16 protein-coding genes and 1 pseudogene are annotated in these 24,577 nt (G+C 72.4%); 5 read left to right on the top strand and 12 right to left on the bottom strand.

Translation table 11 applies throughout. The annotated features are described in order from the left end of the window. Positions 1 to 140 precede the first annotated feature (140 nt). From ACEXOX_RS35295 to ACEXOX_RS35270, 6 genes and pseudogenes are all read right to left on the bottom strand, one after another. A complete protein-coding gene (locus tag ACEXOX_RS35295; protein WP_406524927.1) occupies positions 141 to 2,192 on the bottom strand; it encodes an APC family permease in 2,052 nt (683 codons plus the stop codon). A 306-nt stretch (positions 2,193 to 2,498) separates the two neighbouring features. After that, positions 2,499 to 7,375, bottom strand: a pseudogene (locus ACEXOX_RS35290) (DNA repair ATPase). 544 nt (positions 7,376 to 7,919) lie between these two features. Beyond that, positions 7,920 to 9,929: a flotillin family protein gene (locus ACEXOX_RS35285; protein ID WP_406524926.1), complete on the bottom strand. Its 2,010-nt coding sequence runs from the start codon at positions 9,927 to 9,929 to the stop codon at positions 7,920 to 7,922. Positions 9,930 to 10,106: 177 nt separating this feature from the next. Next, a complete protein-coding gene (locus ACEXOX_RS35280; RefSeq protein ID WP_406524925.1) occupies positions 10,107 to 10,709 on the bottom strand; it encodes a hypothetical protein in 603 nt (200 codons plus the stop codon). A 187-nt stretch (positions 10,710 to 10,896) separates the two neighbouring features. Further along, on the bottom strand, positions 10,897 to 11,988 hold the full coding sequence (locus tag ACEXOX_RS35275; protein ID WP_406526568.1) for a PucR family transcriptional regulator: 1,092 nt from the start codon (positions 11,986 to 11,988) through the stop codon (positions 10,897 to 10,899). 133 nt (positions 11,989 to 12,121) lie between these two features. Continuing rightward, the gene (locus ACEXOX_RS35270; protein ID WP_406526567.1) at positions 12,122 to 14,185 is read right to left on the bottom strand and encodes a potassium channel family protein; all 2,064 of its coding nucleotides are present in this window, start codon (positions 14,183 to 14,185) and stop codon (positions 12,122 to 12,124) included. A 378-nt stretch (positions 14,186 to 14,563) separates the two neighbouring features. On the opposite strand from ACEXOX_RS35270, the gene ACEXOX_RS35265 reads away from it, so the two are divergent. Further along, complete coding sequence (locus ACEXOX_RS35265) at positions 14,564 to 15,232, top strand: potassium channel family protein (protein WP_406524924.1); 669 nt, start codon at positions 14,564 to 14,566, stop codon at positions 15,230 to 15,232. After that, positions 15,229 to 15,897, top strand: coding sequence for a TrkA family potassium uptake protein (locus ACEXOX_RS35260; protein WP_030021240.1), 669 nt, complete (start codon positions 15,229 to 15,231; stop codon positions 15,895 to 15,897). Before ACEXOX_RS35265 ends, ACEXOX_RS35260 begins: the two co-directional genes overlap by 4 nt. Before the next feature lie 161 nt (positions 15,898 to 16,058). Here the strand turns inward: ACEXOX_RS35260 and ACEXOX_RS35255 are convergent, their stop codons facing one another. From ACEXOX_RS35255 to ACEXOX_RS35240, 4 genes are all read right to left on the bottom strand, one after another. Beyond that, positions 16,059 to 16,787, bottom strand: coding sequence for a DUF3159 domain-containing protein (locus ACEXOX_RS35255; RefSeq protein ID WP_406524923.1), 729 nt, complete (start codon positions 16,785 to 16,787; stop codon positions 16,059 to 16,061). A 134-nt stretch (positions 16,788 to 16,921) separates the two neighbouring features. After that, the gene (locus tag ACEXOX_RS35250; RefSeq protein ID WP_073760467.1) at positions 16,922 to 17,320 is read right to left on the bottom strand and encodes an OB-fold nucleic acid binding domain-containing protein; all 399 of its coding nucleotides are present in this window, start codon (positions 17,318 to 17,320) and stop codon (positions 16,922 to 16,924) included. A gap of 79 nt (positions 17,321 to 17,399) precedes the next feature. Next, the gene (locus tag ACEXOX_RS35245; RefSeq protein ID WP_030021237.1) at positions 17,400 to 18,083 is read right to left on the bottom strand and encodes a response regulator; all 684 of its coding nucleotides are present in this window, start codon (positions 18,081 to 18,083) and stop codon (positions 17,400 to 17,402) included. Between the two features lie 124 nt (positions 18,084 to 18,207). Then, entirely contained in the window at positions 18,208 to 20,775 is a 2,568-nt protein-coding gene (locus ACEXOX_RS35240; protein ID WP_406524922.1) for an ATP-binding protein, read from the bottom strand. A 339-nt stretch (positions 20,776 to 21,114) separates the two neighbouring features. Here ACEXOX_RS35240 and ACEXOX_RS35235 point away from each other — a divergent pair, with 339 nt between their 5' ends. Continuing rightward, a complete protein-coding gene (locus ACEXOX_RS35235; RefSeq protein WP_406524921.1) occupies positions 21,115 to 21,591 on the top strand; it encodes a hypothetical protein in 477 nt (158 codons plus the stop codon). A gap of 78 nt (positions 21,592 to 21,669) precedes the next feature. Then, positions 21,670 to 21,891 carry a transcriptional regulator gene (locus ACEXOX_RS35230; RefSeq protein WP_406524920.1) on the top strand — a complete coding sequence of 74 codons (222 nt, stop codon included), beginning with the start codon at positions 21,670 to 21,672 and terminating at the stop codon, positions 21,889 to 21,891. 69 nt (positions 21,892 to 21,960) lie between these two features. Here the strand turns inward: ACEXOX_RS35230 and ACEXOX_RS35225 are convergent, their stop codons facing one another. Beyond that, positions 21,961 to 22,413, bottom strand: coding sequence for a hypothetical protein (locus ACEXOX_RS35225; RefSeq protein WP_406524919.1), 453 nt, complete (start codon positions 22,411 to 22,413; stop codon positions 21,961 to 21,963). Positions 22,414 to 22,664: 251 nt separating this feature from the next. On the opposite strand from ACEXOX_RS35225, the gene ACEXOX_RS35220 reads away from it, so the two are divergent. After that, positions 22,665 to 23,204 carry a GNAT family N-acetyltransferase gene (locus ACEXOX_RS35220; RefSeq protein WP_406524918.1) on the top strand — a complete coding sequence of 180 codons (540 nt, stop codon included), beginning with the start codon at positions 22,665 to 22,667 and terminating at the stop codon, positions 23,202 to 23,204. Positions 23,205 to 23,305: 101 nt separating this feature from the next. Here the strand turns inward: ACEXOX_RS35220 and ACEXOX_RS35215 are convergent, their stop codons facing one another. Continuing rightward, positions 23,306 to 24,469: a hypothetical protein gene (locus ACEXOX_RS35215; protein WP_406524917.1), complete on the bottom strand. Its 1,164-nt coding sequence runs from the start codon at positions 24,467 to 24,469 to the stop codon at positions 23,306 to 23,308. Positions 24,470 to 24,577: the final 108 nt, after the last annotated feature.

Genomic DNA, 24,577 nt, shown 5'->3' with positions numbered 1-24,577 from the left:
TACGGGTCGGGCGGGCGGAGTCCGAACCGGGAGGAGGGGGGAAGAGAGGGAGGGGGCGGGGTGCGGTGAGCGGCAGCGCGAGGGCCCGAACCCGCCAGGTGGCAGGTCCGGGCCCGGGAGGCAGGCAGCGGGCATCGGCCCTACTTGCGCGTAGCCGCCTTCTCCTTCTTCGGCTGGGCGACCGGGCCCCGGCGTACCGCCCCCGGCGCGTTCCATTCGGCGCGCTTGCGGGCGCGGCGCTTGGCGGCTTCGGAGGAGTCGAGCTGCCAGGGGACGGAGGTGACCATGACGCCGGGTGTGAAGAGCAGGCGGCCCTTGAGGCGCAGGGCGCTCTGGTTGTGGAGGAGGTGTTCGTACCAGTGACCGACGACGTACTCCGGGATGTAGACGGAGACGGCGTCGCGCGGGCTCTCCCGGCGCAGGGACTTGACGTAGTCGATGATCGGGCGGGTGATCTCGCGGTAGGGGGAGGCGAGGACCTTGAGGGGGACGTCGATGTTGCGGCGTTCCCACTCCGTCTTCAGGGCCTTGGTCTCGGCGGGGTCGACGTCGACGCTGACCGCCTCCAGGGTGCCCGAGCGCATCAGCTTGGCGTAGCTCAGGGCGCGCAGGGTGGGCTTGTGGACCTTGGAGACGAGGACGACGGAGTGCACACGGGAGGGCCGTACGGCCTCGTCGCCGGGGGCGTCCTCGGCGGCGATCTCCTCGGCGACCCGGTCGTAGTGGCGGCGGATGGCGGTCATGGTGACGTAGAAGATGACCATGCCGAGGACCGCGACCCAGGCGCCGTGGCTGAACTTCGTCAGCAGGACGACGACGAGCACCAGGCCGGTGAGGGTGGCGCCGAAGGCGTTGATCGCCCGGGAGCGGTGCATCCGGCGGCGCTTGGCCTGATCCTTCTCGGTCCGCAGGTGGCGGTTCCAGTGGCGGACCATGCCGACCTGGCTGAGCGTGAAGGAGACGAAGACGCCGACGATGTAGAGCTGGATCAGGCGGGTGGAGTCCGCGCCGTAGAGGTAGACGAGGACGATGGCCGCGCCGGCGAGCAGCACGATGCCGTTGGAGAAGGCCAGCCGGTCGCCGCGGGTGTGCAGCTGGCGCGGCAGGTAGCGGTCCTGGGCGAGGATCGAGCCGAGCAGCGGGAAGCCGTTGTACGCGGTGTTCGCGGCGAGGAAGAGGACCAGGGCGGTGGCGGCGGCGAGCACGACGAAGAAGAACGTGCCGTCGCCGAAGACCGCGGCGGCGACCTGTGAGATGACCGGGTTCTGGGTGTAGCCGGAGCCGACCGGGACGCCGTTGTGCAGCAGGTCCTTGGCCGGGGTCTCCGCCATCTTCACGTCGGTGGCCATGGCCAGGCCGATGATGCCGCAGAACATGGTGACGGCCAGGCCGCCCATGAGGGCCAGGGTGGTGGCGGCGTTCTTCGACTTGGGCTTGCGGAAGGCGGGGACGCCGTTGGAGATCGCCTCGACGCCGGTGAGCGCGGCGCAGCCGGAGGAGAAGGCGCGCAGCAGGAGGAAGACGAGGGCGAAGCCGGCCAGGCCGCCCTGTTCGGCGTGGATGGTGAAGTCGGCGGTGGGCGCCTTCATGGTGTCGCCCATGATCGCGCCGCGCACCACGCCCCAAATGATCATGATGAAGACGCCGGCCACGAAGATGTACGTAGGAATCGCGAAGAGTTTGCCGGACTCCTTGACGCCGCGCAGGTTCATCACCGTCAGCAGCGCGATCATGACGATGGCGCAGAGCGTTTTGTGTTCGGTGACGAAGGGGATCGCCGAGCCGAGGTTTTCCACGCCGGAGGAGATGGAGACGGCGACGGTCAGCACGTAATCGACCAGCAGGGCACTGGCGACGGTGAGCCCGGCCTTGGGTCCGAGGTTGGTGTTGGCGACCTCGTAATCGCCGCCACCGCTCGGGTAGGCGTGCACATTCTGCCGGTAGGACGCCACGACCGTGAACATCAGCACCACGACCGCGACCGCGATCCAGGGGCTGAAGTGGTACGCCGACACACCCGCGACGGACAGGACGAGCAGCACCTCGCCCGGGGCGTAGGCCACGGACGAGAGCGGGTCGGAGGCGAACACGGGGAGCGCGATGCGCTTGGGGAGAAGGGTTTCTCCGAGCTTGTCGCTGCGCAGTGCGCGCCCGATAAGGATCCGTTTGGGCACGTCGGTCAGTTTGGACACGCAGAGGATGCTAAGCCTTCGTCAAGGTGGTCGCCCACCCGCCACCCGTGCGGACGGCGGCGATGGGTCCGTATGCCGGGACCGTATTCCGCGGCCCCGGCGGCCACCAGCGCATTCATCGTCCCTGCACAACGCGGACCGGCGCTCCCCGCTCCCTTCTTCTTCTCTACGGCTTCTTAACGCCACGGCTTTTCCATGACTTCGTGAAGGCCGCCGTCCGGCGCCTCGGATCTCTACGCTTTCTTAACGGCCGGGAAGGATCAGGGGCCGGGTCTGTGACACGGCCCCCGGGCCTTCCCGACCCACTCAGCCCTCCCGGGATCTCCACATCTCTTTCACCTCGGCCCACCGCCGCGCCTGCTCGGGGGTGAGACGGCCGCGCAGCTCGGCCAGCTTCAGGAGGTTGGCCTCGGCGCCGGTGGTGAGGGTCTGCGCCTCGCCCCGGTAGTGATCGTCGATGAGCGACACCAGCTCCGCGTCGTTCATGACGGGGACGAGGCGCGCCGCCATCTTGCCGGTGTTGCGGTACGACCCCTGGAGGAGGAACGGCGGCTCGGTACGGGTGGCGTCCGCCTGTGCGGCGGAGGTGATGTAGGCGCGGTTGACGGTCAGCGCCACCTCGCGGACCCGGAGCAGGCCGCGCAGTACGGAGACGATCTCCCGCAGTTCGGCCGTGCCGTAGGGGTGGGCGAGCCGGTCGGCGCGTACGGAGTCGTCGCCCTCCGCCATCCGGACCAGCAGCCCGAGGTCGGCGCGGTCGCGGGCGGCGAGCGGGGCGAGGACCGGGTTGGCCGGCAGCGCGTTCTCGATGTGGGAGTGGGCGAAGAGCGCTTCCCTGCCGCTGAGGACGTCGCCGAGGTTCCAGACGTCGGCACGGTTGGCGAGCATGTCCGGCAGCCGGAAGCGCTGACCCGACTCGGTGTACGGGTTGCCCGCCATGCACACCGCGAAGCGCTTGCCGCGCAGGTCGTACGTACGGGCTTCGCCGTCCCGGACCCCGTCCATCCGGCGCTGGGCGTCGCACAGCGGGATGAACTTCTGGAGCAGTTCCGGCGAGGTGTGCTGGATGTCGTCGAGGTAGAGCAGGACGTTGCTGCCCGCCTCCAGCGCGAAGGAGATCTTCTCGACCTCGCGGCGGGCGGCGGCGTCGGGGGCCGCAGCGGGGTCGAGGGAGGTGGTGCGGTGCCCGAGGGCCGGGCCGTCCACCTTCACCAGGAGGAGGCCGAGGCGGGCCGCCACGTACTCCATGAGCGTCGTCTTGCCGTACCCCGGCGGCGACAGCAGCAGGAGCAGACCCTGGCTGTCGGTGCGGCGCTGCTCTCCTGCGGCGCCCGGTCCGGTGCTCGTCCCCAGCTGCTTGGCGAAGTTGTCGCCGATCAGCGGCAGGTAGACCTCGTCGATGAGGCGGTTGCGGACGAAGCCGGACATGACCTGGGGGCGGTACGCGTCCAGGCGCAGCCGGTCGCGTTCGGCGGCGAGGAGTTCGGTGCGGCGCCGGGTGTAGGCGCGGTGCGCCGGTACGCGGGTGCGGCGGAACGTTTCGGTCCGGGCGAGCATGTCGTCCAGCCGTACGGGGAGGGTGCCGCCGGCGGCGATGCGCGGGTGGCTGCCGAGCAGGCCGCGTACCTCGTCGCCGGTGGGCGCGGCCAGCTCCCGGCGCCCCAGGGCCGGGCCGCAGACCTCGATCGCGACGGCTTCGGGCAGCGCGTCCACGGCGGTGCCGCGCGCCTCGGCGTACGCGCCGAGCCAGCCGGTGACGAGCTGGTGGCGGGCGGCCAGGTCGCCGTCGAGGGCGCGCAGGTCCTCGGCGAGTTCCTTGACGGCGGGCGCGTCGGGGCCGCCGAGGGCGTCCTGGAAACCGGCCAGCAGGTCGCGGGCGGCGGTGCTGGTGGTGAAGCGGGGGCCATCGGCGGCGGCCGGTCCGGTCAGCCCGGACGGTTCGGCCAGCTCGGCCATCAGGTAATCGCCCAGGGGTGCCGACGGGTCGGCCGTCATTCCGACGAGTTCCACGCCCGCCTCCCGCAGGAATCCGTACGCCGCCCCGCCCAGCTCGGCGGAGAGCGCGCTCCACCCCGGCGGCGTGCCGAACACCGACCGGGCGCGCGCGAGGGAGCAGGCGCGGGTGACCCACAGCGCGCGTGCGCGGTCGTCGGTGCCGTACGCCCAGAAGAGCTGGGCGGCCGCGCGCAGGTGCGGCGGGTAGCGGAGCGGGCCGGCTGCGGTGTGCAGGCGTAGGAGTACGGCGAGGATCGCGGCGGCGTCGTGGTCGTGGACGCCCCGGTCGTACCCCTCGTCGTAGCGGGTCTCGGCCACCTGACGGACGAGCGGGAGGAGCGTGTCGGTGGCGGCTGCCTCCCGGAGCGCGGCGAGGTCCGGAAGCGGCGCGTCGGCATCCCGTATGCCCGCGCCTTCCTCCGTGCCTGCCAGGATCAGCCCCGCCAAGTGCTCCGCCCGGTAGACCTCCGGTGATTCGGAGACCAGCGGCTGGTCCCAGAAGGCGCGGTGGGCCAGCAGCCCCGCATCGTGGACGGGCGCGCGGTAGTCGGTGCCGGTGACGGCGTACGCGAGGTGGTCGCCGTGCGGGACCAGGGTGAGGTCGACGGGCTGGGTGGTGACGGCGAAGCGGTGGCGGCCGAGCCGGATGGTGCCGGTGGTGTCGTAGAGGTCGGTGCGGTCGCGCAGGGCGCGGGCCGCCTCCTGGCGGGCGGCGCGCAGGCGCCCGTCGAGTTCGTCGGCGCGGACGCCGTCGCCGAGGTCGCGCAGTTCGCCGGTGGTGGTGTGGATCTTCGTGACGAGCGGGTCGGCGGCGAAGAAGGCGTTGATCTCGTCGGAGGTGGTGAGGGCGGCGGCCCGGCGGACGACGGTGGCGAGGACACGTCCGGCGGAGCCGGCGAGCCGGTCGGTGTGCCGGGCGCGTGCGTCGAGCTGGGCCTGTTTGCGTGCGGAGAAGGCTTCGTGGATCTCCTCGCGCTGGGCGGCGATCCGCTCCAGGTGGGCGTCGGACATCCCGAAGCGCGCTTCGAGGTTCTCCAGTTGCAGGAGGAGGCGGCCGAGTTCGTCGTCGCACTCCTCGGGGGTGCCGGCCGCGGCCAGTGCGCCCGAGACGGCCTGTCCGAGCAGCGCGAACCGGGCCGCGAACTCCTCGCGTCCCTCGGCTTCGAGCAGGTCGCGGCGCCGGGCGTCCAGGGTGGCGCGGGCGCGGTTGACGGCGCCGAGCACCTCGCCGGCGCGGGTCAGGACGGCGGTCCGTACGGTCGTGTCCGCGAGGTCGAGGGTGCCGACGACCTCGGTGACGACGCGGAGTCCTTCGGCCTGTTCGTCGATGCGCGCGGCGAGCGGGTCGGCTTCGGCCGCGGTGGCCACCGCGGCGGCTTCCTCGGTCAGGGCCTCGACGGCGCGGTGGGTGGCGGTGAAGGCGTCCGCGCCGCTGAGGAAGGCGATGGCCCGGCGTCCGGCGGTGGCCAGGCCGTCGGTGACGCCCGCGGAGAGTTCCGCGAGGCGGTCCAGGTCGATGTGGCGGGTCTCGCGCAAGGTCTCCAGGCGGCCCTGGGCGTGGCGGAGTGCGGTGAGGTTGCGGACCCAGGCTTCGGCGGTCGCGGGCTGCTCGCCGCGGATCCGCCGTACCAGGGCGGTGGTGCGCTCCGCGGCGTCCTCCAGTGCGGCGGCGGCCTGGCGGCGCAGTTCGGTGACGCGCGCGAACTCCTCGACGACCTGGAGGGCGGCGGCCCGTACGGCTGCCAGGGGTTCGCCGAGCGCGCCGAGCCCGGTCTCGTCCAGCCAGTGGTGGCGGTCCGCGACCCGGGCGGCCGCGGCGGCGATGGCCTCGAACACCGGGCCCGCCGGGGCCATGTCGGTGGCCATCCGGGCGACCGAGAGCGCGTCGGACACGCCGCGTACCAGTTCGGCGTTGCCGATCCGGGCCAGCGGGCCGCCGTCGCCGGGCGGCTGTGCCGCGGCGTGCGCGTCGGAGGTGAAGGGGTGCGCCAGATCTGGACGGGGTGGACGCTGCCGGGCTCGCGGGAGCCGCGCAGTACGGCCAGGGTGCCGTCGTCGAGGAGCGCGTGGCCGTACGCGGTCAGTGGAGCGGCGGCCTCTTCCCGGACGATGTTGTACGGGAGGAGCAGGGTGCGGCCTTCGGCGCGGTCGTGGAACGCGTAGAGGACGTCCTCGCCGTTCGGGGAGCGGTGTTCGCGGTCGAAGGCGAGGCCGGTGGTGTCGGTGTCGAAGGTTCTGGTGGTGCCGGTGGTGAGGTAGTGGCCGCCGGGGAAGACGATGCCCTGGTCCTCGGGCAGCGCGCGGCAGGCCTGCCCGATCGCGTCGATCCGGCGCACGTCATGGGTGCGGGTGTTGAAGACCAGGTACCGGTCGGCGGTCTCCTTGTACGGGCGGACGCGCAGCAGGACCAGCGGCCCGACCCGGGCGTGCGCGACCTCGGCGTCGGCGAGGGACTGCAGGGGCTCGTCCACCGGCTCGGAGTACAGACCGTCGTCCGTCTCCGTGTCCGGCTCGGTCTTGAGGGTGAGCGAGCCGCCGGCGGTCGAGAGGAAGACCTCACCCTGGACGGACAGTTGCGGATAGCGGCCGGTCACGTGGTCCTCGCGGGTGGCGGGGGTCCACGTGAAGTCGTGGGAGGGCGGGGCGGTGTGGTCGCGTTCGCCCTTGGCGTCCAGGTAGACGGGTGTGCCGTGCTCCGCCGCTTCCCCGGACGCGGTGATCTTCCAGCGGAGTACGCGGATGTCGTCGAGCCGTTCGCCGGTACGGAAGACGGCGAGCAGCAGGGCGCCGGTGCGGTACAGCCGCAGCAGCCGGGCCTGGCGGTAGTAGCGGTACAGCTCCTCGAAGTCCCGCTGGAAGCGCGGATCGTCGAGGAGGCCGGGCACGGCGCCGGGTTCCGCCGGTTCGAGGCGTACGGCGTCGCCGGTGGTGTGCAGGCGGTGCAGGGCGAAGACGTCCGCGACGGTGGTCGCGGGCGCGCCGGGCTCGGGACGGCCGTTGCGGCCGGTCAGCAGCAGGCCGCCGACCTGCGCGACGTCCCGGATCACGCAGGCGTCGGCGGTGCGCAGGCCGTCGGTGCCGAGGAGGGCGAGTTCGGTGCCGCCGAAGGTCTCGACGCGGCGGGCGTTGAGGGTACGGGCCCGGTCGGCGAGGTCGGCGGCGGCGCCCGCGAGGCGGTCGCGCAGCAGCTCGTACGTGCCGTCGGCGAGGTCGGTACCGTCGGCGAGGTCCGCGCCGGGGGCCGGGTCGGCTCCGGGGGCGAGGTCCGTGCCCGGAGCGGTGGCCTGGGGCGACGCGTCCTCGGGGCCGGGACTCTGTCGGTCCTGTCCGTCGCGAGTGCCTGTCTCCGTCGTCACGAGGTCGTCCTGCACGAGATGCGTCTCCTGTCCTGCACGCGGGCCGTCTCCTTGGCCCGCACGGCCTCGCGCCCGTCTGCGCGCGCTTGCCGACCACCAGCTGTCACGTTTTCGTCGAGGGCTGCGTACGGGGTCCGCCACGTGCGCAGTCGATGGCCGCGTACGGAGGCCCGTCCCGTACGCAGTCGACGGCCGCGTACGGAGACCCGTCCCGTACGCAGTCGACGGCCACGTACGAAGGTCCGTCCCGTACGCAGTCGAGGGCCGCGGATGGGGCCGCCCCCTGTACCCAACCGAGTCCTCCGCAGCGGCCGGACCGCGAGGCAGTGCATCCCCCGGAAGCACTCCCCCACGGCCCGCCCCGCCCGGGCGGCGGCTACTTCGCCGCCACCGCCGCACCGTTGGCCGGCGACGGCGCCGCGACCGCCTCGGCGATCCGGGTGTCCGCCAGGCCGTTGGCGTGTGCGGCGTCCAGCAGGCTCTGGAGCTGTCCGGACTGCGGGCCGCCCCGGTCGATGAGCTTGGTCAGGGCCCCCGCCAGGGTCAGGTCGCGCAGCCCGGCCGCGCCGAGTCCGCCGAGCATGGTGGTCAGGTCCTTGGTGAAGGTGGACCCGTTCTTGTCCAGCCACGGGCCGGCGGCCGTGCGGACCGTCTCGGAGCGCTCGACCAGCGCGTCCAGGCCCTTGGCGGCGCCGATCGAGCCGGCCAGCCGGTCGAAGAAGACGCTGTCCCCGCCGACGATGTCGATCTTCGCATTCTCCAGGCCGGTGGCCAGCACCTTCGCCTGCACCTCGGCGATCTGCCGCTGGGCGTCCAGACCCGCGAGGCGGACCTCCTTGTCGGCCGCGATCCGCAGCCGGTACTCCTCGTGCTCCCGGCTCGCCGCGTCCAGCGCCGCCATCGCCGCGGCCTTCTCGGTGAGCCCGGCCGCCTCGGCCTTGAGCAGCGCCTCGGCCGCCTCCGCCTCGGCCCGGCCGGCCTTCTCGACGGCGGCCGCGTTCATCTCCCGTACCTTGACCTCGGCCAGTCCGGCGGCCGCCGCCTCGGCCTGGGTGCCCTCGGCGAGCCGGATCTTGGCCTGAGCGTCCAGGTCGGCGGCCTTGCGCCGGCCCTCGGCCAGCGTCAGCGCCTCGGCGGCGCGGTGGGCGGCGGACTGCTCGGCGGCCTCGGCCGCCTTGATGTCCTTGACCAGCCGCTGCTGGGCCTCGGCCTCGGCGCGGATGACGAGCGACTGGCGCTCGCGCTCGGCCTCCTCGACCGTACGGAGCTTCTTGATCTCCTCCTCCTGGGCGGCGACGGTCTTCTCGACCGCGATCCGCTCCCGTACGACGTCCGCGATCTCCCGCTTCTCGGCCTCGACCTCCTTGTCGGCGGCGATCCGGGTCAGCTGGGTCTCCCGCTCGCGGGCGATGACCTCCAGGAGGCGGTCCTTCTCGATGCGCTCGTTCTCGATGGCGATGACGCGTTCGCGGTTCTTCTGCGCCACCGCGACCTCGCGCTCGCGGTTCTCGTTCTGGATGCCGAGCGCCTCCTCGGTCTTCAGGTGCGCGGAGTGCGAGCGCAGCCGCTCCTCGGCCTGCACGCGGGCCGTCTCGGCCTCCTCCTTGGCGCGTACGGTCGCGATCTCGCGCTGCTGGCGGATCTCCGCGTCGGCCTGCCGGCGCTCCAGCTCCAGGACGGCCTCCCGGGCGTCGACGTTCTGCCGGGTGATCTCCTTCTCCTCGTGGCGCCGGTACTCGTTGGTGCGGACGTGCTCGATCGCGGTCAGCTCGGTGATCTTGCGGATGCCCTGCGCGTCGAGGATGTTGGCGGAGTCGAGCTGGTCCAGCGGGGTCTGCTCCAGGTAGTCGATCGCCGCGTCCTCCAGGCTGTAGCCGTTGAGGTCGGTGCCGATGACGGCGATGATGCGGTCCCGGAACTCGTCGCGCATGGTGTAGAGGTCCTGGAAGTCGAGCTGCTTGCCGACGGTCTTGAGGGCCTCGGAGAACTTGGCGTTGAACAGCTCCTGGAGCGTGCCGACGTCGCTGGCGCGCTCGGTGCCGATGGCCTGGGCGACCTTGACCACGTCCTCGCGGGTCTTGTTGACCCGTACGAAGAAGGCGATGCGGATGTCGGCGCGGATGTTGTCCTTGCAGATCAGGCCCTCGTGGCCGGTGCGCCCGATCTCGATGGTCTTCACCGAGATGTCCATCACCTCGGCCTTGTGCAGCACCGGCAGCACCACCGAGCCGGTGAAGGTCACGTCGACCTTGCGGTACTTGGAGACGATCAGGGCCTGGCCCTGGTGGACCTTGCGGTAGAGGCGGGTCAGGGCGAGGACCGTGACGAGCACGATCAGTACGGCCACGGCGACGGTCACGCCGATTCCTACAGTGATGGCATCCATCGGTACATCAGTCCCTGCGGTGTGTCGGGCAGTCGACGGGCGCGGAGAGCGGCTTCGGGGCCGCGGTGCGCTCCGGTCGGTGGTCGGTCGGGCCCGGCCGGTGGTCGGTCGGAACCAGTCGGCGGCCGGTCGGGCCCGGTCGGTGGTGGATCGGCCCCGTCGGTGGCCGGTCTGTCGTCAGACGGCCGGTCCGTAGGGGTCCAGGGCGGCGTCGAAGGGCGCGACCCGGAAGAACTCGCCGTCGGCGTCGTAGTCGAAGATCAGCGCGCTGCTGCCGGCGGTGAGGCCGGTCTCCTCCGTACGGACCTGGACCACGGCCGTCGATCCGTCGTCGGCGCGCACCTCGGCCTGGCCGAAGTCGGACGAGACCCGGCCGGTGCGGACGACGCACACCCGGCCCACGAAGTCCTCGCGCGAGGCCACCCGTTCAGGAGGCAGCAGGCGGCGGGCCAGGCGCACCGCGACGCGGGTGCCGGCCCAGGCCGCGAGCAGCGCGAGCGCCAGTGCGGCGGCGCGCAGCGGCAGGCTCTCGGTCAGCGCGGCACCGGTCAGGGACACGGCCCAGGCGATCAGCACGCCGAGCGAGAGGGTGACCGTCACGGGCAGCCCGGCGGAACCGGCGGAGCCGCCGTCGACACCCTCACCCCCGTCGAGGATGTCGACGCCTGCCCCGCCGAGCAGCACCAGCAGCCAGTAGGCGGCCACGACCAGCAGCGCGAAGGTGAAGAACACGGCCGGGAAGGCGAGTGCGGCTCGTGTGAACGCTGCGAAGTCACCCATGGCCGTCCGTCCCCCGTTCGTGTGTGTTCCTGCCGGTTCCTTGATCGTGGCAGGGCCGCGGGGGTTCGCACATTGCCGGATCCCGGCAATCTTTATGCGTTCCTGATGACCTGTTAACGGGGCACGGTCTTGCCGCCGGGGGTGGCCGGCCGGTAAAGGTACCGGCCGGTTTTCCCCTTTTCGCGTCCTACAGCGGCTTGTCCGGCCAGCCCAGCAGCCGCGCGCCCATCGCCGCCGTCTCCAGGGTGAAGCGCTGGAGGCCGTCGGCCGGGTCGTAACCGGTCAGGAACTTGATCCGGGCCAGGCGGTACGACAGGGTGCGCACGCTCACCTTCAGCCGGCGGGCGGCCTCGGCGTTGACGTACCCGGACGCCGCGAGCGCCCCGATCGTCTCCAGCAGCGGGCCGGCGCCGCCGCGCGACTGCGTCAGCGGCCCGAGGACCGTGTGGACGAGGTCGGCCATGGCGGCGCGGTCGCGCAGCAGGACGGGGAAGACCAGCAGGTCGGCGGCGCGCAGCACCGGTTCGTCCAGCTCCAGCTGCTCGGCCAGCTCCAGCGCGCCCAGCGCCTCCTCGTACGAGTGCACCACCCCGCCCGCGCCGGAGTGCACCCGGCCGATGGCGACCCGCCGCGCGCCGGGCCGGCCCACGTCGGGCCAGCGCGCGTACGTGGCGAAGGCGTCCAGCACCGTACGCTCGCGGCTCGCGCCGACGCAGATCAGCCGGCCCTCCTTGGTGGTGATCAGGACGTCGCGGTCGCCGAACCGCCCGAGCAGTTCGCGTTCGACCCGGCGGGCGACCGGGTGGATGTCGTCGAAGGGCTCGTCGCCCTCGGCCACGGCGACGGCGTGCTCGTGGGCCAGCCGCAGCCCGAACCGTTCGGCGCGCTCGGCCAGCCGTCCCAGGTCGCTGCGCCCGTACAGCAGGTCGTCGACGAACTCGCGCCGCGCGGCCTCCTCCTGACGTACGGCGAGCCGCTGCGCACGCTCGTGGCCTTCCCCGAACGCGGCGATGGCGGCGTCCACCGCGCCCAGCACGGCGTCGCCGGTGTGGGCCCGCTCCGCCGCGCCGGCCGCCCGCGCCACCCCGGGCAGCGTGCCCCAGACCCGCCGTGTCTCCCCCAGGAAGAGCCCGACCAGTTCGCGCAGGCCGTGTCCCGACTCGGCGGCCCGCTCCCCCAGTTCCCGCAGCGCGTCCAGCTCCGCGCGCCGGGGCAGCCGCCCGGTGTCGGACACCTCGGCGAGGAGGGTGGTGTAGCCCTCCAGGTATTCCGGGGACATCCCGCCGTCCTTCACCGTCCGCACTCCTTGCCGCCGCGCCGTGCACCGCCCCGGTCTTCGGAGCACCCTCCATCCTGCCGGACGGAGCGCGGGCGTCCGGCCTGGTGAGCCCCAGGGGCCCGGAGGCAGCCCCTTACGCCTCCTGCCGTACCGCCTCCGCCTCGCGCGGATGCCGGGAGATCAGCTCGCCCAGTCCCTGGCGGGTGGCGACGAGCAGGACGCGGTCCTGCGGCCGCAGCGCGTAGCCGTCCCCCAGCTCCCGTACGAGCCGGGCCCGGCCGCGCTCCGGCGTCTCCTGGGCGGCACCGGGCGCCGGGTCCGACGGGTCGTCCGGGGCGGAGGTGTCCACGGCCAGGACGCGCAGCAGGCCGGGCCGGAACACGTCGGCGATCGTGCGGCCCTCCAGGGCGGCGTGGCCGCGCGCCTCGACCCGGGCGACGAGCAGGACCCGCCGCTCGACGGGGATGGCGCCGATGATCTGGCGGCCCATCATCGCGCCGGCGAAGGCGGGCGCGGCCAGGAAGCTGACGCTGCGGCTGCGGGTACGCGCCCGGGGGTGGGCGGCGCGCAGCGTGCGGTAGACCGCGGTGGCGAAGCGGTCGTCGAACAGGCGCAGCGTCACGCGCAGCTGCGGCTTGACGGAGCGGGCGTAGAGGGCTGCTTCCAGATTGGTGGTGTCGTCGCTGGTCAGCGCAAGCAGGGCGTGCGCGCGCTGGATCTTCGCGGCTTCCAGTACGCCTTCGTGCGTGACGTCCCCCACCACCGTCGGCACCCGCAGCCGGCGCGCCAGCGCGATGCCGCGCGCTTCGGGGTCCGCCTCCACACACACCACGGGGGTGCCCAGCTCATGCAGCTGGGTCAGTACCCGCGTACCGACCTTTCCGAGCCCCAGCAGCACCACGTGCCCGGACAGCCCGCGCGGCGGGCGGCGCAGCGCGGTGGCGTTGCGGAAGGTGCCGAGGCCTTCCAGCGCGGCGGCCACCAGGACGGGCAGCAGCAGCAAACCGGTGAGGCCGGACAGGAGTTGCAGCACCTTGCGGGAGACCGGCTCACCGATGGCAGGTTCGTTGATGGCGAAGAGGTCGAGGAGGGAGAGGTAGGTGGCGTGCAGCGGGGAGTCGCCGGTGGTCAGGGAGGAGGCGACGGCCAGCGCGAGGACGGCGCCGACGACGCCGGCCAGCGACCAGCGCAGCCTGCGGGAGAAGAAGGAGCCCAGCGGTACGCCCCGGCCACGCAGGCTGCCCGGTCCCCACCGCGTGGCCGCGCCGTCATGCCGCTGTGTGCGTCCCCGACCGTTCCGGCTGCCAGGGCGCGACTGGCGGCCCTGGTAGGTAACGGTTTCCAGGACGACGGTGCCACGCCCGGCGGCGGCCGCCGCGGTGAGGTCGTCGGGCAGCAGCTCGGGGCCGTCGTCGGCGGACGGATCGTTCCCGCCCGACGAGCCCGAAGGAACCGAGGGGTCCGACGGGTCGGCGGCCACGTCCGCCGTCGCCGTCAGGACGGCGAGCGGGCACAGTCCGGAGGCCGCGGCCGGGCCCTGCCGGGCGGGGCCGCGTTCCACGGCGCGCAGCAGCAGGCCGTCGGCCTCGATGACCTTGCTGGTGCCCGCGACGGCGGTGGCCGCCAGCGCGGGGGCCACGGTGTCGGCGTCGGACAGGACCGTGGTGGACACGTCGGCCCCCTCGGTGTCCAGGGCGCCGACGGCCGCCGCCTGGTCCAGCAGCTGTTCCAGGTACTGGCCGAGTTTGCGGTTGTAGAGGCGGATCACCAGCCGCAGTCGCGGGTTGAGCCGCCGGGCGCGCAGCGCGGCATGGATGTTGGTCTCGTCATCGTCGTACACCAGCGCGAGCGCTCCGGCCGCGCCGATCCCGGCCTCGGCCAGGGTGTCGTCGTCGGCCTCCGCCGCTTCCAGGATCCGTATGGGCTCGTCGGGCGGTTCCTCGGCGCCCACCCCGCCCCCAGTACCCCCGGCCTCGCCTCCGGGAGCGTCGGGCGAGCCGGTCTGCGTACGCGCCATGGCGGCCGAGACCCGCCCCAGCAGGGCCTGGGCCCGCCCCAGGGCTCCGGCGGGCGGCGGGATGCGGGGCCGGTGCGGTTCTCTGGCGGAGGGGACGACGAGCGTCACCCGCTCCCGGTAGACGTCCTTGAGTTCGGCGGCGAGGCGGCGCGCGAGGGCGTCGTCGCCGCAGACGACCATATGCGGGGCGAGTGCGCCCTGTTGGGGCTGCTGAGGCACGGTGGACACGCCGCTCAGCGTGCCTCACGGAGCGGGCCCGGCGCACGTGACCGCGGCCGGCCGCGGAGCCCGGACCGGGGCGAAGAGGGCCGGTCCGGGACAGGCCGGGCGCGCCCGCCACGTTCACCCCACCCATGATCGGCGACCAGATTCCCGGCCGTACCGCAAGGAAACTTACTCGCCCCTTATGTTCTCTTGTCGCGTTCTTAACGCCCGAGAGGGCCGTGCGGGCGAACTGCGTGGATGCAGCGGTCCCCACGCCAGGTAGCGTGGTCGCCGAACACGCCAGGTCGAAGCAGCCGGCGTCACAGCACAGGGAAAGGTGCGAGGTAGGGGCCGATGCACATCGTCATCATGGGGTGCGGGCGGGTGGGTTCCGCGCTCGCACAGACCCTGGAGAGCCAGGGTCATACGATCGCGGTGGTCGACCAGGACCCGACCGCCTTCCGCCGTCTGGGCTCCGGCTTCGGCGGCCGCCGGGTCACCGGGGTCGGCTTCGACCAGGACACCCTGCGCGAGGCCGGGATCGAGGAGGCGGGCGCCTTCGCCGCCGTCAGCAGCGGCGACAACTCCAACATCATCGCGGCCCGGGTGGCCCGCGAGATGTTCGGCGTGGAGAACGTCGCGGCCCGGATCTACGACCCGCGCCGCGCCGAGGTCTACCAGCGCCTGGGCATCCCGACGGTCGCCACCGTGCGCTGGACCGCCGACCAGATGCTGCGCCGGCTGCTGCCCTCCGGGGCCGAGCCGCTGTGGCGCGACCCGAGCGGCGGCGTCCAGCTCGCCGAGGTGCACACCTCGGCGGCCTGGGTGGGCCGCAAGATCAGTCAGCTCCAGGAGGAGACCGGCGTCCGCGTCGCCTTCCTCACCCGGCTGGGTGAGGCCATGCTGCCGACGTCGCAGACCGTGCTGCAGGAAGGCGACCTGGTGCACGTGATGATGCGCACCGACGAGGTCGAGAAGGTGGAAGCGGTGTTCGCCGAAGGACCCGAGGAGGCGCACGCATGAGGGTCGCTATCGCGGGCGCGGGCGCGGTGGGCCGGTCCATCGCGGGCGAGCTGCTGGAGAACGGGCACGAGATCCTGCTCATCGACAAGGCGCCGACGGCGATCTCGGTCGAGCGGGTGCCGCTGGCGGAGTGGCTGCTGGCCGACGCCTGCGAGATCACCTCGCTGGACGAGGCCGCGCTCCAGCGCTGCAACGTCGTCATCGCGGCGACCGGCGACGACAAGGTCAACCTCGTCGTCTCGCTGCTCGCCAAGACCGAGTACGGCGTGCCGCGGGTGGTGGCCCGCGTCAACAACCCCAAGAACGAGTGGCTGTTCAACGAGGCGTGGGGCGTGGACGTCGCCGTCTCCACCCCGCGTCTGATGTCGGCGCTGGTCGAGGAGGCGGTGAGCGTCGGCGATCTCGTACGGCTGCTGCGCTTCAGCCACGGCGACGCCAACCTCGTCGAGCTGACGCTGCCCCCGGAGGCGGCGCTGGCCGGCACCCGGGTCGGGGACGTCGAGTGGCCGGAGGACACCTCGCTGGTCACGATCATCCGTGGCAACCGGGTGCTCACCCCCAACAAGGAGGACGCGCTGGAGGCGGGTGACGAGCTGCTGTTCGTCGCGGCCCAGTCGCGCGAGGAACAGCTGGAGGACCTGCTGTCGGTACGCCGCGAGGCGTGACGGCGGGCGGTCCGCGGGACGCGACGGCGAAGGGCCGGGAACCTCAAGGTCCCCGGCCCTTCGCCGTGCGTACGGGCTGTCGCGCTCGGCCTGTCGCGCTCGGCCTGTCGCGTACGGCCTGTGCCGCCCACGGCCCCGCGTCAGCGGCGGCGCCTCGGGCGTCAGCCGCGGTGCTGCGGCGCCCGGCCCTGCTGCTCGGCGGCCAGCGCCTGCGGCGTGATGTCCGCGGCGAGGTCCGTGGCCACCCCGTCCAGGATGCCGCTCTCCCGCACCTCGCGCTCGCGCCGCGCCTTCGCCTCCTCCTCGGCCTTCTCCTTGGCCTCCGTCTCCGCGAAGACGTCGATGGGCGCCGGTGCCTTCGCCAGGAACAGCCAGGTCAGCCAGACCGCCAGCAGGAACGGCGGGATCTTCAGCCCGATCAGCACCCAGCCCAGGTGCGTGGTGTCCGCCCACCAGTACAGCGGGAAGAGGACCGCGCACTTGGCCAGCAGGATCGCGCCCCAGGCGTAGCTGGCCTTGGCGTACGCCTTCTTGCGGCCCGGGTTGCGGGTGCGCCAGGAGAGGTTCTCCTTGAAGACCGGCCCCAGGATCAGGCCGATCAGCGGCGCTCCGGCCAGCGTGGTGACGATGTAGGCGACGCCCAGGCCCAGCGTGTAGAGCATGCCGGGCAGGTAGAAGTCCTTGGCGTTGCCGGTCATCATCGCGAAGACCACGCCGAAGGCCACCCCGAAGACGCCGCTGAAGGCGTGCTTGACGGTGTCCTTGCGCACCAGGCGGGCGACGGCCAGCACCAGCGAGACCGCCAGTGCGGCGATCGCCGAGACGTGCAGGTCCTTGTTGACCGTGTAGATCGTGACGAACAGCAGGCCGGGCAGCACGGTCTCGACCATGCCGCGCACGCCGCCGAAAGCCTCGAACAGGGCGGCCTCGGTGACGGCTCTCCCGTCCGCGGCGGCGTCCTGCTCCTGGGCGGCTCGCCGGCCGGTCCGGTGGTTCGGTTCGGTCGGTCGTCAGACGTCACCGGCTACTCCTGTCCGAGTGGTCGGAGTTCGTATTTCGGATTGAACAGCACCCGGCGGCCGTGGCTCATGGAGATCCGGCCGGAGGCGATGAGCTTGCGGCCCGGCTCTATGCCGGTGATGGCACGCCGGCCGAGCCACACCACGTCCAGTGCGGCGGAGCCGTCGAACAGCTCCGCCTCCAGGGCGGGCACACCGGCGCGCGGCCGCAGCGTCACATGCCGCAGGGTGCCGGTGACCTTGACTATCTGCCGGTCGTCGCAGTCGCAGATGCGGGTACAGCCGGTGTTCTGCGCGTCCTGCTGCAGCTCGGCGGACTCCAGCTCCTCCTCGGAGGAGGACAGCCTGTCGAGCATCCGGCGGAAACGACCTGCCGGCTTCTCGGATCGGGTCCCAGCGCTCATGAGGCCAGCGTACCGGTGCGCGGGGCCCTGGATCACGGCCCCGGACGACGCCGCACCGCCCGGCCTCCCGGGCTCGCGGTCACTGCTCGAAGCGGTAGCCCATGCCGGGCTCGGTGACGAAGTGCCGGGGGTGCGAGGGATCGCTCTCCAGTTTGCGGCGCAGCTGTGCCATGTAGACCCGCAGGTAGTTGGTCTCGGTGCCGTACGAGGGCCCCCAGACCTCCTGGAGGAGCTGCTTCTGGCTGACGAGACGGCCCGTATTGCGGACCAGGACTTCCAGCAGATGCCACTCGGTCGGCGTAAGGCGCACGTCCCGGCCGTCCCGGTTGACCTTCTTCGCGGCCAGGTCGACGGTGAAGCCCTCGGTCTCCACGACCACCTCGTCCTCGGCGGGTCCGGTCGGCTCGGCCCGGCGCACCGCGGCCCGCAGTCTGGCCAGCAGCTCGTCCATCCCGAACGGCTTGGTGACGTAGTCGTCCGCCCCGGCGTCCAGCGCCTCGACCTTCTCGTCGGAGGTCTGCCGGGCGGAGAGCACCAGGATCGGCACCCGGGTCCAGCCGCGCAGCCCCTTGATCACCTCCACGCCGTCCATGTCGGGCAGCCCGAGGTCCAGGACGATCACGTCGGGGTGGCGGGCGGCGGCCAGCTTGAGGGCGGTGGCCCCGTCGGGGGCGGCGTCGACCTCGTACTTGCGCGCCTTCAGGTTGATCACGAGGGCCCGTACGATCTGCGGCTCGTCATCGACCACAAGCACCCGGTTCACTGTCGTTCTCCTCGTGGTGGGGAAACCCGCCGGGCCGTGCCCGCGGGGTGTCGGCTGGATGGCGGCTCCAGTGGGCCGGGGGACGGCACGCGCGGTGCCGCCCCGGTGGCGGCGGGACGCCCGTTCACGTCGTCGCCTGGGCCGGGAGGTCGGGCTGTACCGGCGGTCCGCCGGGGGCGGCACACAGCGTGAGGACCATGGTCATGCCGCCGCCGGGGGTGTCCTCGGCGGCGAGGGTGCCGCCCATCGCCTCGGCGAAGCCCCGGGCGACGGCGAGGCCCAGCCCCACGCCCGCGCCGCGCGGGGCGTCGCCGTACCGCTGGAAGGGCTCGAAGATACGGTTCTTGGCGCTGTCCGGCACGCCCGGGCCGCGGTCGGCGATCCGCAGCTCCACGCGGTCACCGAGGGCGCTCGCGGAGACCAGGACGCGCTCACCCTCCGGGCTGTACTTGACGCCGTTCTCGACCAGGTTGGCGACGGAACGCTCCAGCAGCCCCGGGTCCACGGCGACGATCGGCAGCTCCTCGGGAATGTCCAGGGTGACGCTGCCTTCGGGGACGCCCCCGAGCGCCATCGGCACCACCTCGTCCAGGTCGATCTCGCGGATCAGCGGGGTGACCGTACCGGTCTGCAGGCGGGACATGTCCAGCAGGTTGCCGACCAGGTGGTCCAGCCGGTCGGCGCCCGCCTCGATGCCCTCCAGCAGCTCCGCCTCGTCCTCCTCGGACCAGGCGACGTCGTCGGAGCGCAGCGAGGTGACCGACGCCTTGATGCTCGCCAGCGGCGTCCGCAGGTCGTGGCTGACTGCGGCCAGCAGCGCCGTACGGATGCGGTTGCCCTCGGCCAGCTCACGGGCCCGCTCCGCCTCGCCGACCAGGCGCTGGCGGTCCAGTACGACGGCGGCCTGCGCGGCGAAGGCGGCGAGCACCCGGCGGTCCTCGGCGGGCAGCACCCGGCCGGTCAGGGCCAGCGCCATGTGGTCGCCGACCGGCATGTCCACGTCCGCGTCCTCGGGCCGCATCAACGGCCTGGCCTGCGGGTCGCCCTCCGCGGCGCCGCCGACGCGGCCCGCGCAGGTCCACGGCTCGACGTCGCCGGCCCGTTCCAGCAGCGCGACCGATTCCATGCCGAACGTCTCCCGTACCCGTTCCAGCAGCGCGTCCAGCGTCGTCTCGCCGCGCAGCACGCTGCCCGCCAGGAAGGAGAGGATCTCCGACTCGGCACGCAGCCGCGCCGCCTGGTGGGTGCGGCGGGCGGCCAGGTCGACGACGGAGGCCACCGAGACACCGACCGCGAAGAAGATCAGGATGGCGACGATGTTCTTGGGGTCGGCGATGGTGATCGAGTGGGTGGGCGGCGTGAAGTAGAAGTTCAGCAGCACGGACCCGACCGCGGCCGCGGCGAGCGCCGGCATCAGCCCGCCGAGCAGCGCGGCGGCGACGGTCAGGAAGAGGAAGAGCAGGACGTCGTTGGCCAGGCCGGGGCCGTTGTCGATGGCGGTGAGCAGCAGCGACAGCAGTACGGGCGCGACGGCGCCGACCAGCCACCCGGCGATGATCCGGGTCCGCCCGAGCCGGGCGCCGCGCGCCACCGGCAGGCCGCGCCCCTTGGCGACCTCGTCGTGCGTGACGATATGGACGTCGAGGTCGGACCCGGAGTCCCGGGCGACCGTGGCGCCCACGCCCGGCCCGAAGATGTACTGCCAGGTCTTGCGGCGGCTGGAGCCCAGCACGATCTGGGTGGCGTTGACCCCGCGGGCGAACTCCAGCAGCGCGTTCGGTATGTCGTCGCCGATGACGTGGTGGAACGTGCCGCCGAGATCCTCGACCAGGGTCCGCTGCACGGCGAGTTCCTTGGGCGAGGCGGAGGTCAGCCCGTCGCTGCGCGCGATGTAGACGGCGAGGACCTCGCTGCCCGAGCCCTTGGCCGCCATCCGGGAGGCGCGACGGATGAGCGTACGCCCCTCGGGGCCGCCGGTGAGCCCGACGACGATGCGCTCACGCCCCGCCCAGATCTTCGAAACACTGTGCTCGGAGCGGTACTGCTGGAGGTATTCGTCCACCCGGTCGGCGACCCACAACAACGCGAGCTCCCGGAGAGCGGTCAGATTGCCCGGCCGGAAGTAGTTCGAGAGGGCGGCGTCCACCTTGTCCGGCTTGTAGATGTTGCCGTGCGCCATCCGGCGCCGGATCGCCTCGGGCGACATGTCGACCAGCTCGATCTGGTCGGCCCGGCGGACGATCTCGTCCGGCACGGTCTCGCGCTGCCGCACCCCCGTTATCGACTCGACGACGTCACCGAGCGATTCGAGGTGCTGGATGTTGACCGTCGAGATCACGTCGATCCCGGCCTCCAGCAGCTCCTCGACGTCCTGCCAGCGCTTGGTGTTGCGGGAGCCCGGCACGTTCGTGTGCGCCAGCTCGTCGACGAGGGCCACCGCGGGCGCGCGGCGCAGCACCGCGTCCACGTCCATCTCGGTGAAGGCCGAGCCCCGGTACTCCAGCTCCGCACGCCCGGTCTGCTCCAGACCGTGCAGCATGACCTCCGTGCGGGGCCGGCCGTGGTGCTCGACGAACGCCACCACGACGTCCGTACCGCGCTCCACCCTCCGGTGCGCCTCGGACAGCATCGAGTACGTCTTGCCGACGCCCGGTGCAGCGCCGAGATAGATCCGTAGCTTGCCGCGTGCCATGGCCCCATTGTCTTACGTGAAGGCCGCCCCCACCGGGCTGAACCTGAGCCGACCCTACCGACCCCACACCCACACAAAAGCCGCAGGTGACGGGTGGGGGGCAGGTCTTGACGCGACTCTGATACGAGGGCGGGGACATCCGCCGGGCCAACAGCGGACGACGACAGACCGGCAACGAACCCGCCCCCGACCTCATTGACTAACCCGCCCTCGGGAAACAAGTTCTGCTGGAGCACCTAGCGCACTCCACAGGAGGTACCCATACCCTCAGCGCCACCGCCTCCCGACCCCGAGAGCCCCCGTCCCTCGGCGGACGAAGCGGCCCGCGCCCTGAACGACATGGGCCGGCGCCGGGACCAGTCCCGCAGCTCGGCCGACCACGCCCGATGGGTGTACGTACTGTCCGGCATCGTCTTCGCCGCGCTCTTCGCGGCACCCGACTTCTTCGGCGAGGCAGCGGGCGGCCGGCCCTCGGTCGCCTTCGGCGCACTCGCCGTCGGCTACGTCGCGCTGCTCAACACCCGCCGCGGCTCGGCCCTGCTGGGCCGGCCCGTCCGCGCCCGCCGACAGGAAATCTCCGGCCCCTTCCGCCGCTACGCGCTGCTCACCCTGCTCGCCGTACTCCTGGTCGGCGTCGCTTTCCAGCTGCCGCAACCGGACTGGCACCTCGGCGTGCCGTACTGGCGGACCGCGGCGGGCGTGGCAGGCGGCGCCGCACTGGCCGTGTTCGGACCGCGCTGCCGCCAGGCACTGCTCTCGGCCGCCACCCGCGACGGCCGCCACCCGGGAAGAAGCACCGTCCATGGCACACGCTGACTTCGACCCCGTACTCCTCGACCCCACCCGGCTGACGATCGTCTCCCTGCTGGCGGGCGCACAGTGGGCCGAGTTCGGGTGGGTCAGGGAGTCGGCGGGACTCTCCCCTCCGCCCTGTCCAAGCAGATCTGCACGCTGGAGTCGCACGGGTACGTCGAAGTGCGCAAGGGGTACGTCGGCAAGCGCCCCCGCACGTGGGTGCAGCTCAGCGACGGCGGGCGGGCTGCGCTGGAGACGCACGCAGCGGCGTTGCAGCGGATCGTGGAGGCGTCACGGCGTACGAGCGGGGGCGGCGATTAGGCACTGCGGCGTGGGGCGCTTGGCCTCAGACGGCGAGGCGCTCAGCATCTCCGCCGTTCCGCGCGCCTGTCAGGCGCCGGGGCCGGCGGCCTTGGCGGCCGACGGGACGCCCTGCGACGGGATCCGGCACAGATTCAGTTCGACCTTCGGGCGGGCCGGAACCTTGCCGTCCAGTTGCCAGCCGAGCGACGCGGCGATCTCCAGAGCGGCACACGGTCCGATGCCCCGGTAGAGATGAGCCCGGAGCAGGGCAGCGGTGACCTTGGGCTTCCGCCCGTTCAGCACCTCCTCGATGCGGGTCCGGGCGAAGCCGGGCTCGCCCTCATGGCGTACTTCCCTCCACGTCGCCCACCACGTCGGCCGGACGGGGATGTAACTCAACGCGCGGTCCGCCAGCTTGAGCGCCGGCTTCTCCAGGAAGAAGAGCACCGCGAAGACGAACTCCCCCACCAGGCCGAGCGCGAGCAACAAGGCGAACACGGCGAGGAGCATCGCCACATGCACCGGAAAGTGGATCAGCATCCCGATGTGACACACCATCAGCGTGCGCCGCGAGCGCGTGCGCTTCGGTTCCCAGTCCGTACCCAGGTACGGCGGCGGGCCACTGGGCTGGACGTGCGGCCGACCGGGAGGGTACGGCGGGGCTGCGGGCGCGCTCACGGTGCCATCCCATCACGGTGACTCAGTACATGACAACGCACCCCGGCCCGCGCGGCCGTCGCCCTTCCGACCCTGGCTGGCTCTCCCCCGCCAGCTCCACGATCATGGCAGCCATGACCGACGCACGCACCCACCTCGCCCACACCGCGGAACTCGACGCCCGTACCCGCGCCGCGGCCAGGGCACTCCTCGACGACGCCTTCGAGGGCGACATGACCGAGGAGGACTGGGACCACGCGTTGGGCGGCGTACACGCCCTGGTGTGGGAGGGGACCGAGCTGATCGGCCACGCCTCCGTCGTACAACGCCAGATGCTGCACGCCGGCCGTCCCCTGCGCTGCGGCTACGTCGAGGGCGTAGGCGTCCGCGCGGACCGGCGCGGCCGGGGCCATGGCGCCGCCATGATGACAGCCCTGGAACGGGTCGTACGCACCGCCTACGATCTCGGCGCCCTCAGCGCCTCCGAGGGCGCCGCCGACTTCTACGCGGCCCGCGGCTGGCGCCTCTGGCAGGGCCCGTCCGCCGTCCTCTCCCCCTCCGGCCTGCGCCCCACGAAGGAGGAGGACGGCGCCATCCACGTCCTCCAGACCGGTGTCCCGCTGGATCTCACAGGGCAGCTGGCTTGCGACTGGCGGAGCGGGGATGTCTGGTAGGCGGTTCTCGGAAACGGGGGACGACTGGTAACGGGTCCGGCCGGTCCACCGTCCGTGTGCTGATCCGGGGTCTTGCCGACAGCCGACAAGAGAATCGCTCATCAAGCGCGGGCCACGTTCCTGGTGATGCCCGCGATCACTGTCGTGGCCAGGATCCACCCTGCCAGCACAGCCGCCCAGGCCACCCACTGTCCCGCCCCCTGAGGGGTGAACGCTCGTTGCTGCCCCAGGTCGAGCACCGGCAGGAACACATCCGCCGCGTAGGCCGGTGCCGAGAAGTGCGGAGCACCCTCTTGGGTGGTGCGCTTCGGTGGATTGAGCGTGAAGAAGACGGCCGTAGCCGCGATTCCGCTCCCGAGCCACCCGAGGGCGCGTAGCGGTCGGTATCCGTAACCGACAGTGGCGTCCTGCAGTCGCCCCCACAGTTTCGCCGGCAGGCGCAGCGTGTCCCGCCGGTGCCGCTGTTTCGCCAGCAGTACGGTGCGGGCGTCCTCGTCGTGCCCGATGCGCCGGTAGTAGGCCGCCAGTTGCTCGTAACACCATGGCTGGTAACCGGTTCGGCCGTGCCGGATCCACGCGATGCGTTCCCGGGCAGGCCGGTAGGGGGTGAGCGCGACGTACCGGGCACGGTCCAGGTCGAGTTGTTCCGGCCGGAAGCCGGCATCGTCGTGGATCACCTCGACCGTGGCCCCGGACAGGGAGACAGCTTCGGGTGCGGACCTGAGCCGGTCGAGGAAGGACTCGCGCACATCGGCGTTCGCGCAGCGGAGCGCCACGGGTTCGGCGCCGCCCAGGTCGGCTCCCCGGAAGGAGAGCCGGCCCTCGACACGACATCCCGACAGCTCCACGCCGCCGACCGCGCTGAATCCGTCGCCGCAGGTGACGTCTCCTGCCACCCTCAGGGGTGGCGCCCTGAGCGCGGCGCCACGTCGGTTGACGAGCCTCCCGCCCATCAGCTCGACACCCGCTCCGATCGTCGCGCCGTACAGGTTCACGCCGCCGTGCGCCGTGAATCCACCACCGCAGTACAGACCCCCCGACACCGCCATGTCCGGGGCGTCGAGGGCGTACCCGTCTGCGCAAGTGAGCCGGGCGCCGACCAACCACAGCCGCCCCTCCACACGTGCGCCGAAGAGGTCGAGTCTGCCCGCGGTGACGTGGCTGAGCACCAGGTCGCCCCCGGTCGTCAGACCGTAGGCGTCCACTCCGGGGACCCGTGAGCCTCGGAACGACAGGTGGGCCACCTCGGCATGGGCCACGTCCACGGGCTCGTCGAAGGAGCAGTTCTCAAGGAGTAGCGCGCATTCGGCCCGAAGGTGCCGTAAGCAGAGGGCTCCCGTGATCCGTGCCCCGTTCAGGCGCAAGGCGGTCGC

This window comes from Streptomyces sp. Ac-502 (assembly GCF_045222935.1).
GTDB classification, from domain to species: Bacteria; Actinomycetota; Actinomycetes; order Streptomycetales; family Streptomycetaceae; genus Streptomyces; species Streptomyces monomycini.
Note: the sequence above shows the minus strand (reverse complement) of the source record. Positions and strands in the feature narration are given on the sequence as shown.

Coding starts and splice junctions, on each gene's coding strand:
- ACEXOX_RS35275 (WP_406526568.1), bottom strand. CDS start 11,988: ATGTCCCCGGAATACCTGGAGGGCTACACCACCCTCCTCGCCGAGGTG.
- ACEXOX_RS35285 (WP_406524926.1), bottom strand. CDS start 9,929: ATGGATGCCATCACTGTAGGAATCGGCGTGACCGTCGCCGTGGCCGTA.
- ACEXOX_RS35270 (WP_406526567.1), bottom strand. CDS start 14,185: ATGGTCGTCTGCGGCGACGACGCCCTCGCGCGCCGCCTCGCCGCCGAA.
- ACEXOX_RS35220 (WP_406524918.1), top strand. CDS start 22,665: ATGACCGACGCACGCACCCACCTCGCCCACACCGCGGAACTCGACGCC.
- ACEXOX_RS35255 (WP_406524923.1), bottom strand. CDS start 16,787: ATGGTCGAGACCGTGCTGCCCGGCCTGCTGTTCGTCACGATCTACACG.
- ACEXOX_RS35265 (WP_406524924.1), top strand. CDS start 14,564: ATGCACATCGTCATCATGGGGTGCGGGCGGGTGGGTTCCGCGCTCGCA.
- ACEXOX_RS35280 (WP_406524925.1), bottom strand. CDS start 10,709: ATGGGTGACTTCGCAGCGTTCACACGAGCCGCACTCGCCTTCCCGGCC.
- ACEXOX_RS35260 (WP_030021240.1), top strand. CDS start 15,229: ATGAGGGTCGCTATCGCGGGCGCGGGCGCGGTGGGCCGGTCCATCGCG.
- ACEXOX_RS35250 (WP_073760467.1), bottom strand. CDS start 17,320: ATGAGCGCTGGGACCCGATCCGAGAAGCCGGCAGGTCGTTTCCGCCGG.
- ACEXOX_RS35225 (WP_406524919.1), bottom strand. CDS start 22,413: ATGCTGATCCACTTTCCGGTGCATGTGGCGATGCTCCTCGCCGTGTTC.
- ACEXOX_RS35235 (WP_406524921.1), top strand. CDS start 21,115: ATGGGCCGGCGCCGGGACCAGTCCCGCAGCTCGGCCGACCACGCCCGA.
- ACEXOX_RS35240 (WP_406524922.1), bottom strand. CDS start 20,775: ATGGCACGCGGCAAGCTACGGATCTATCTCGGCGCTGCACCGGGCGTC.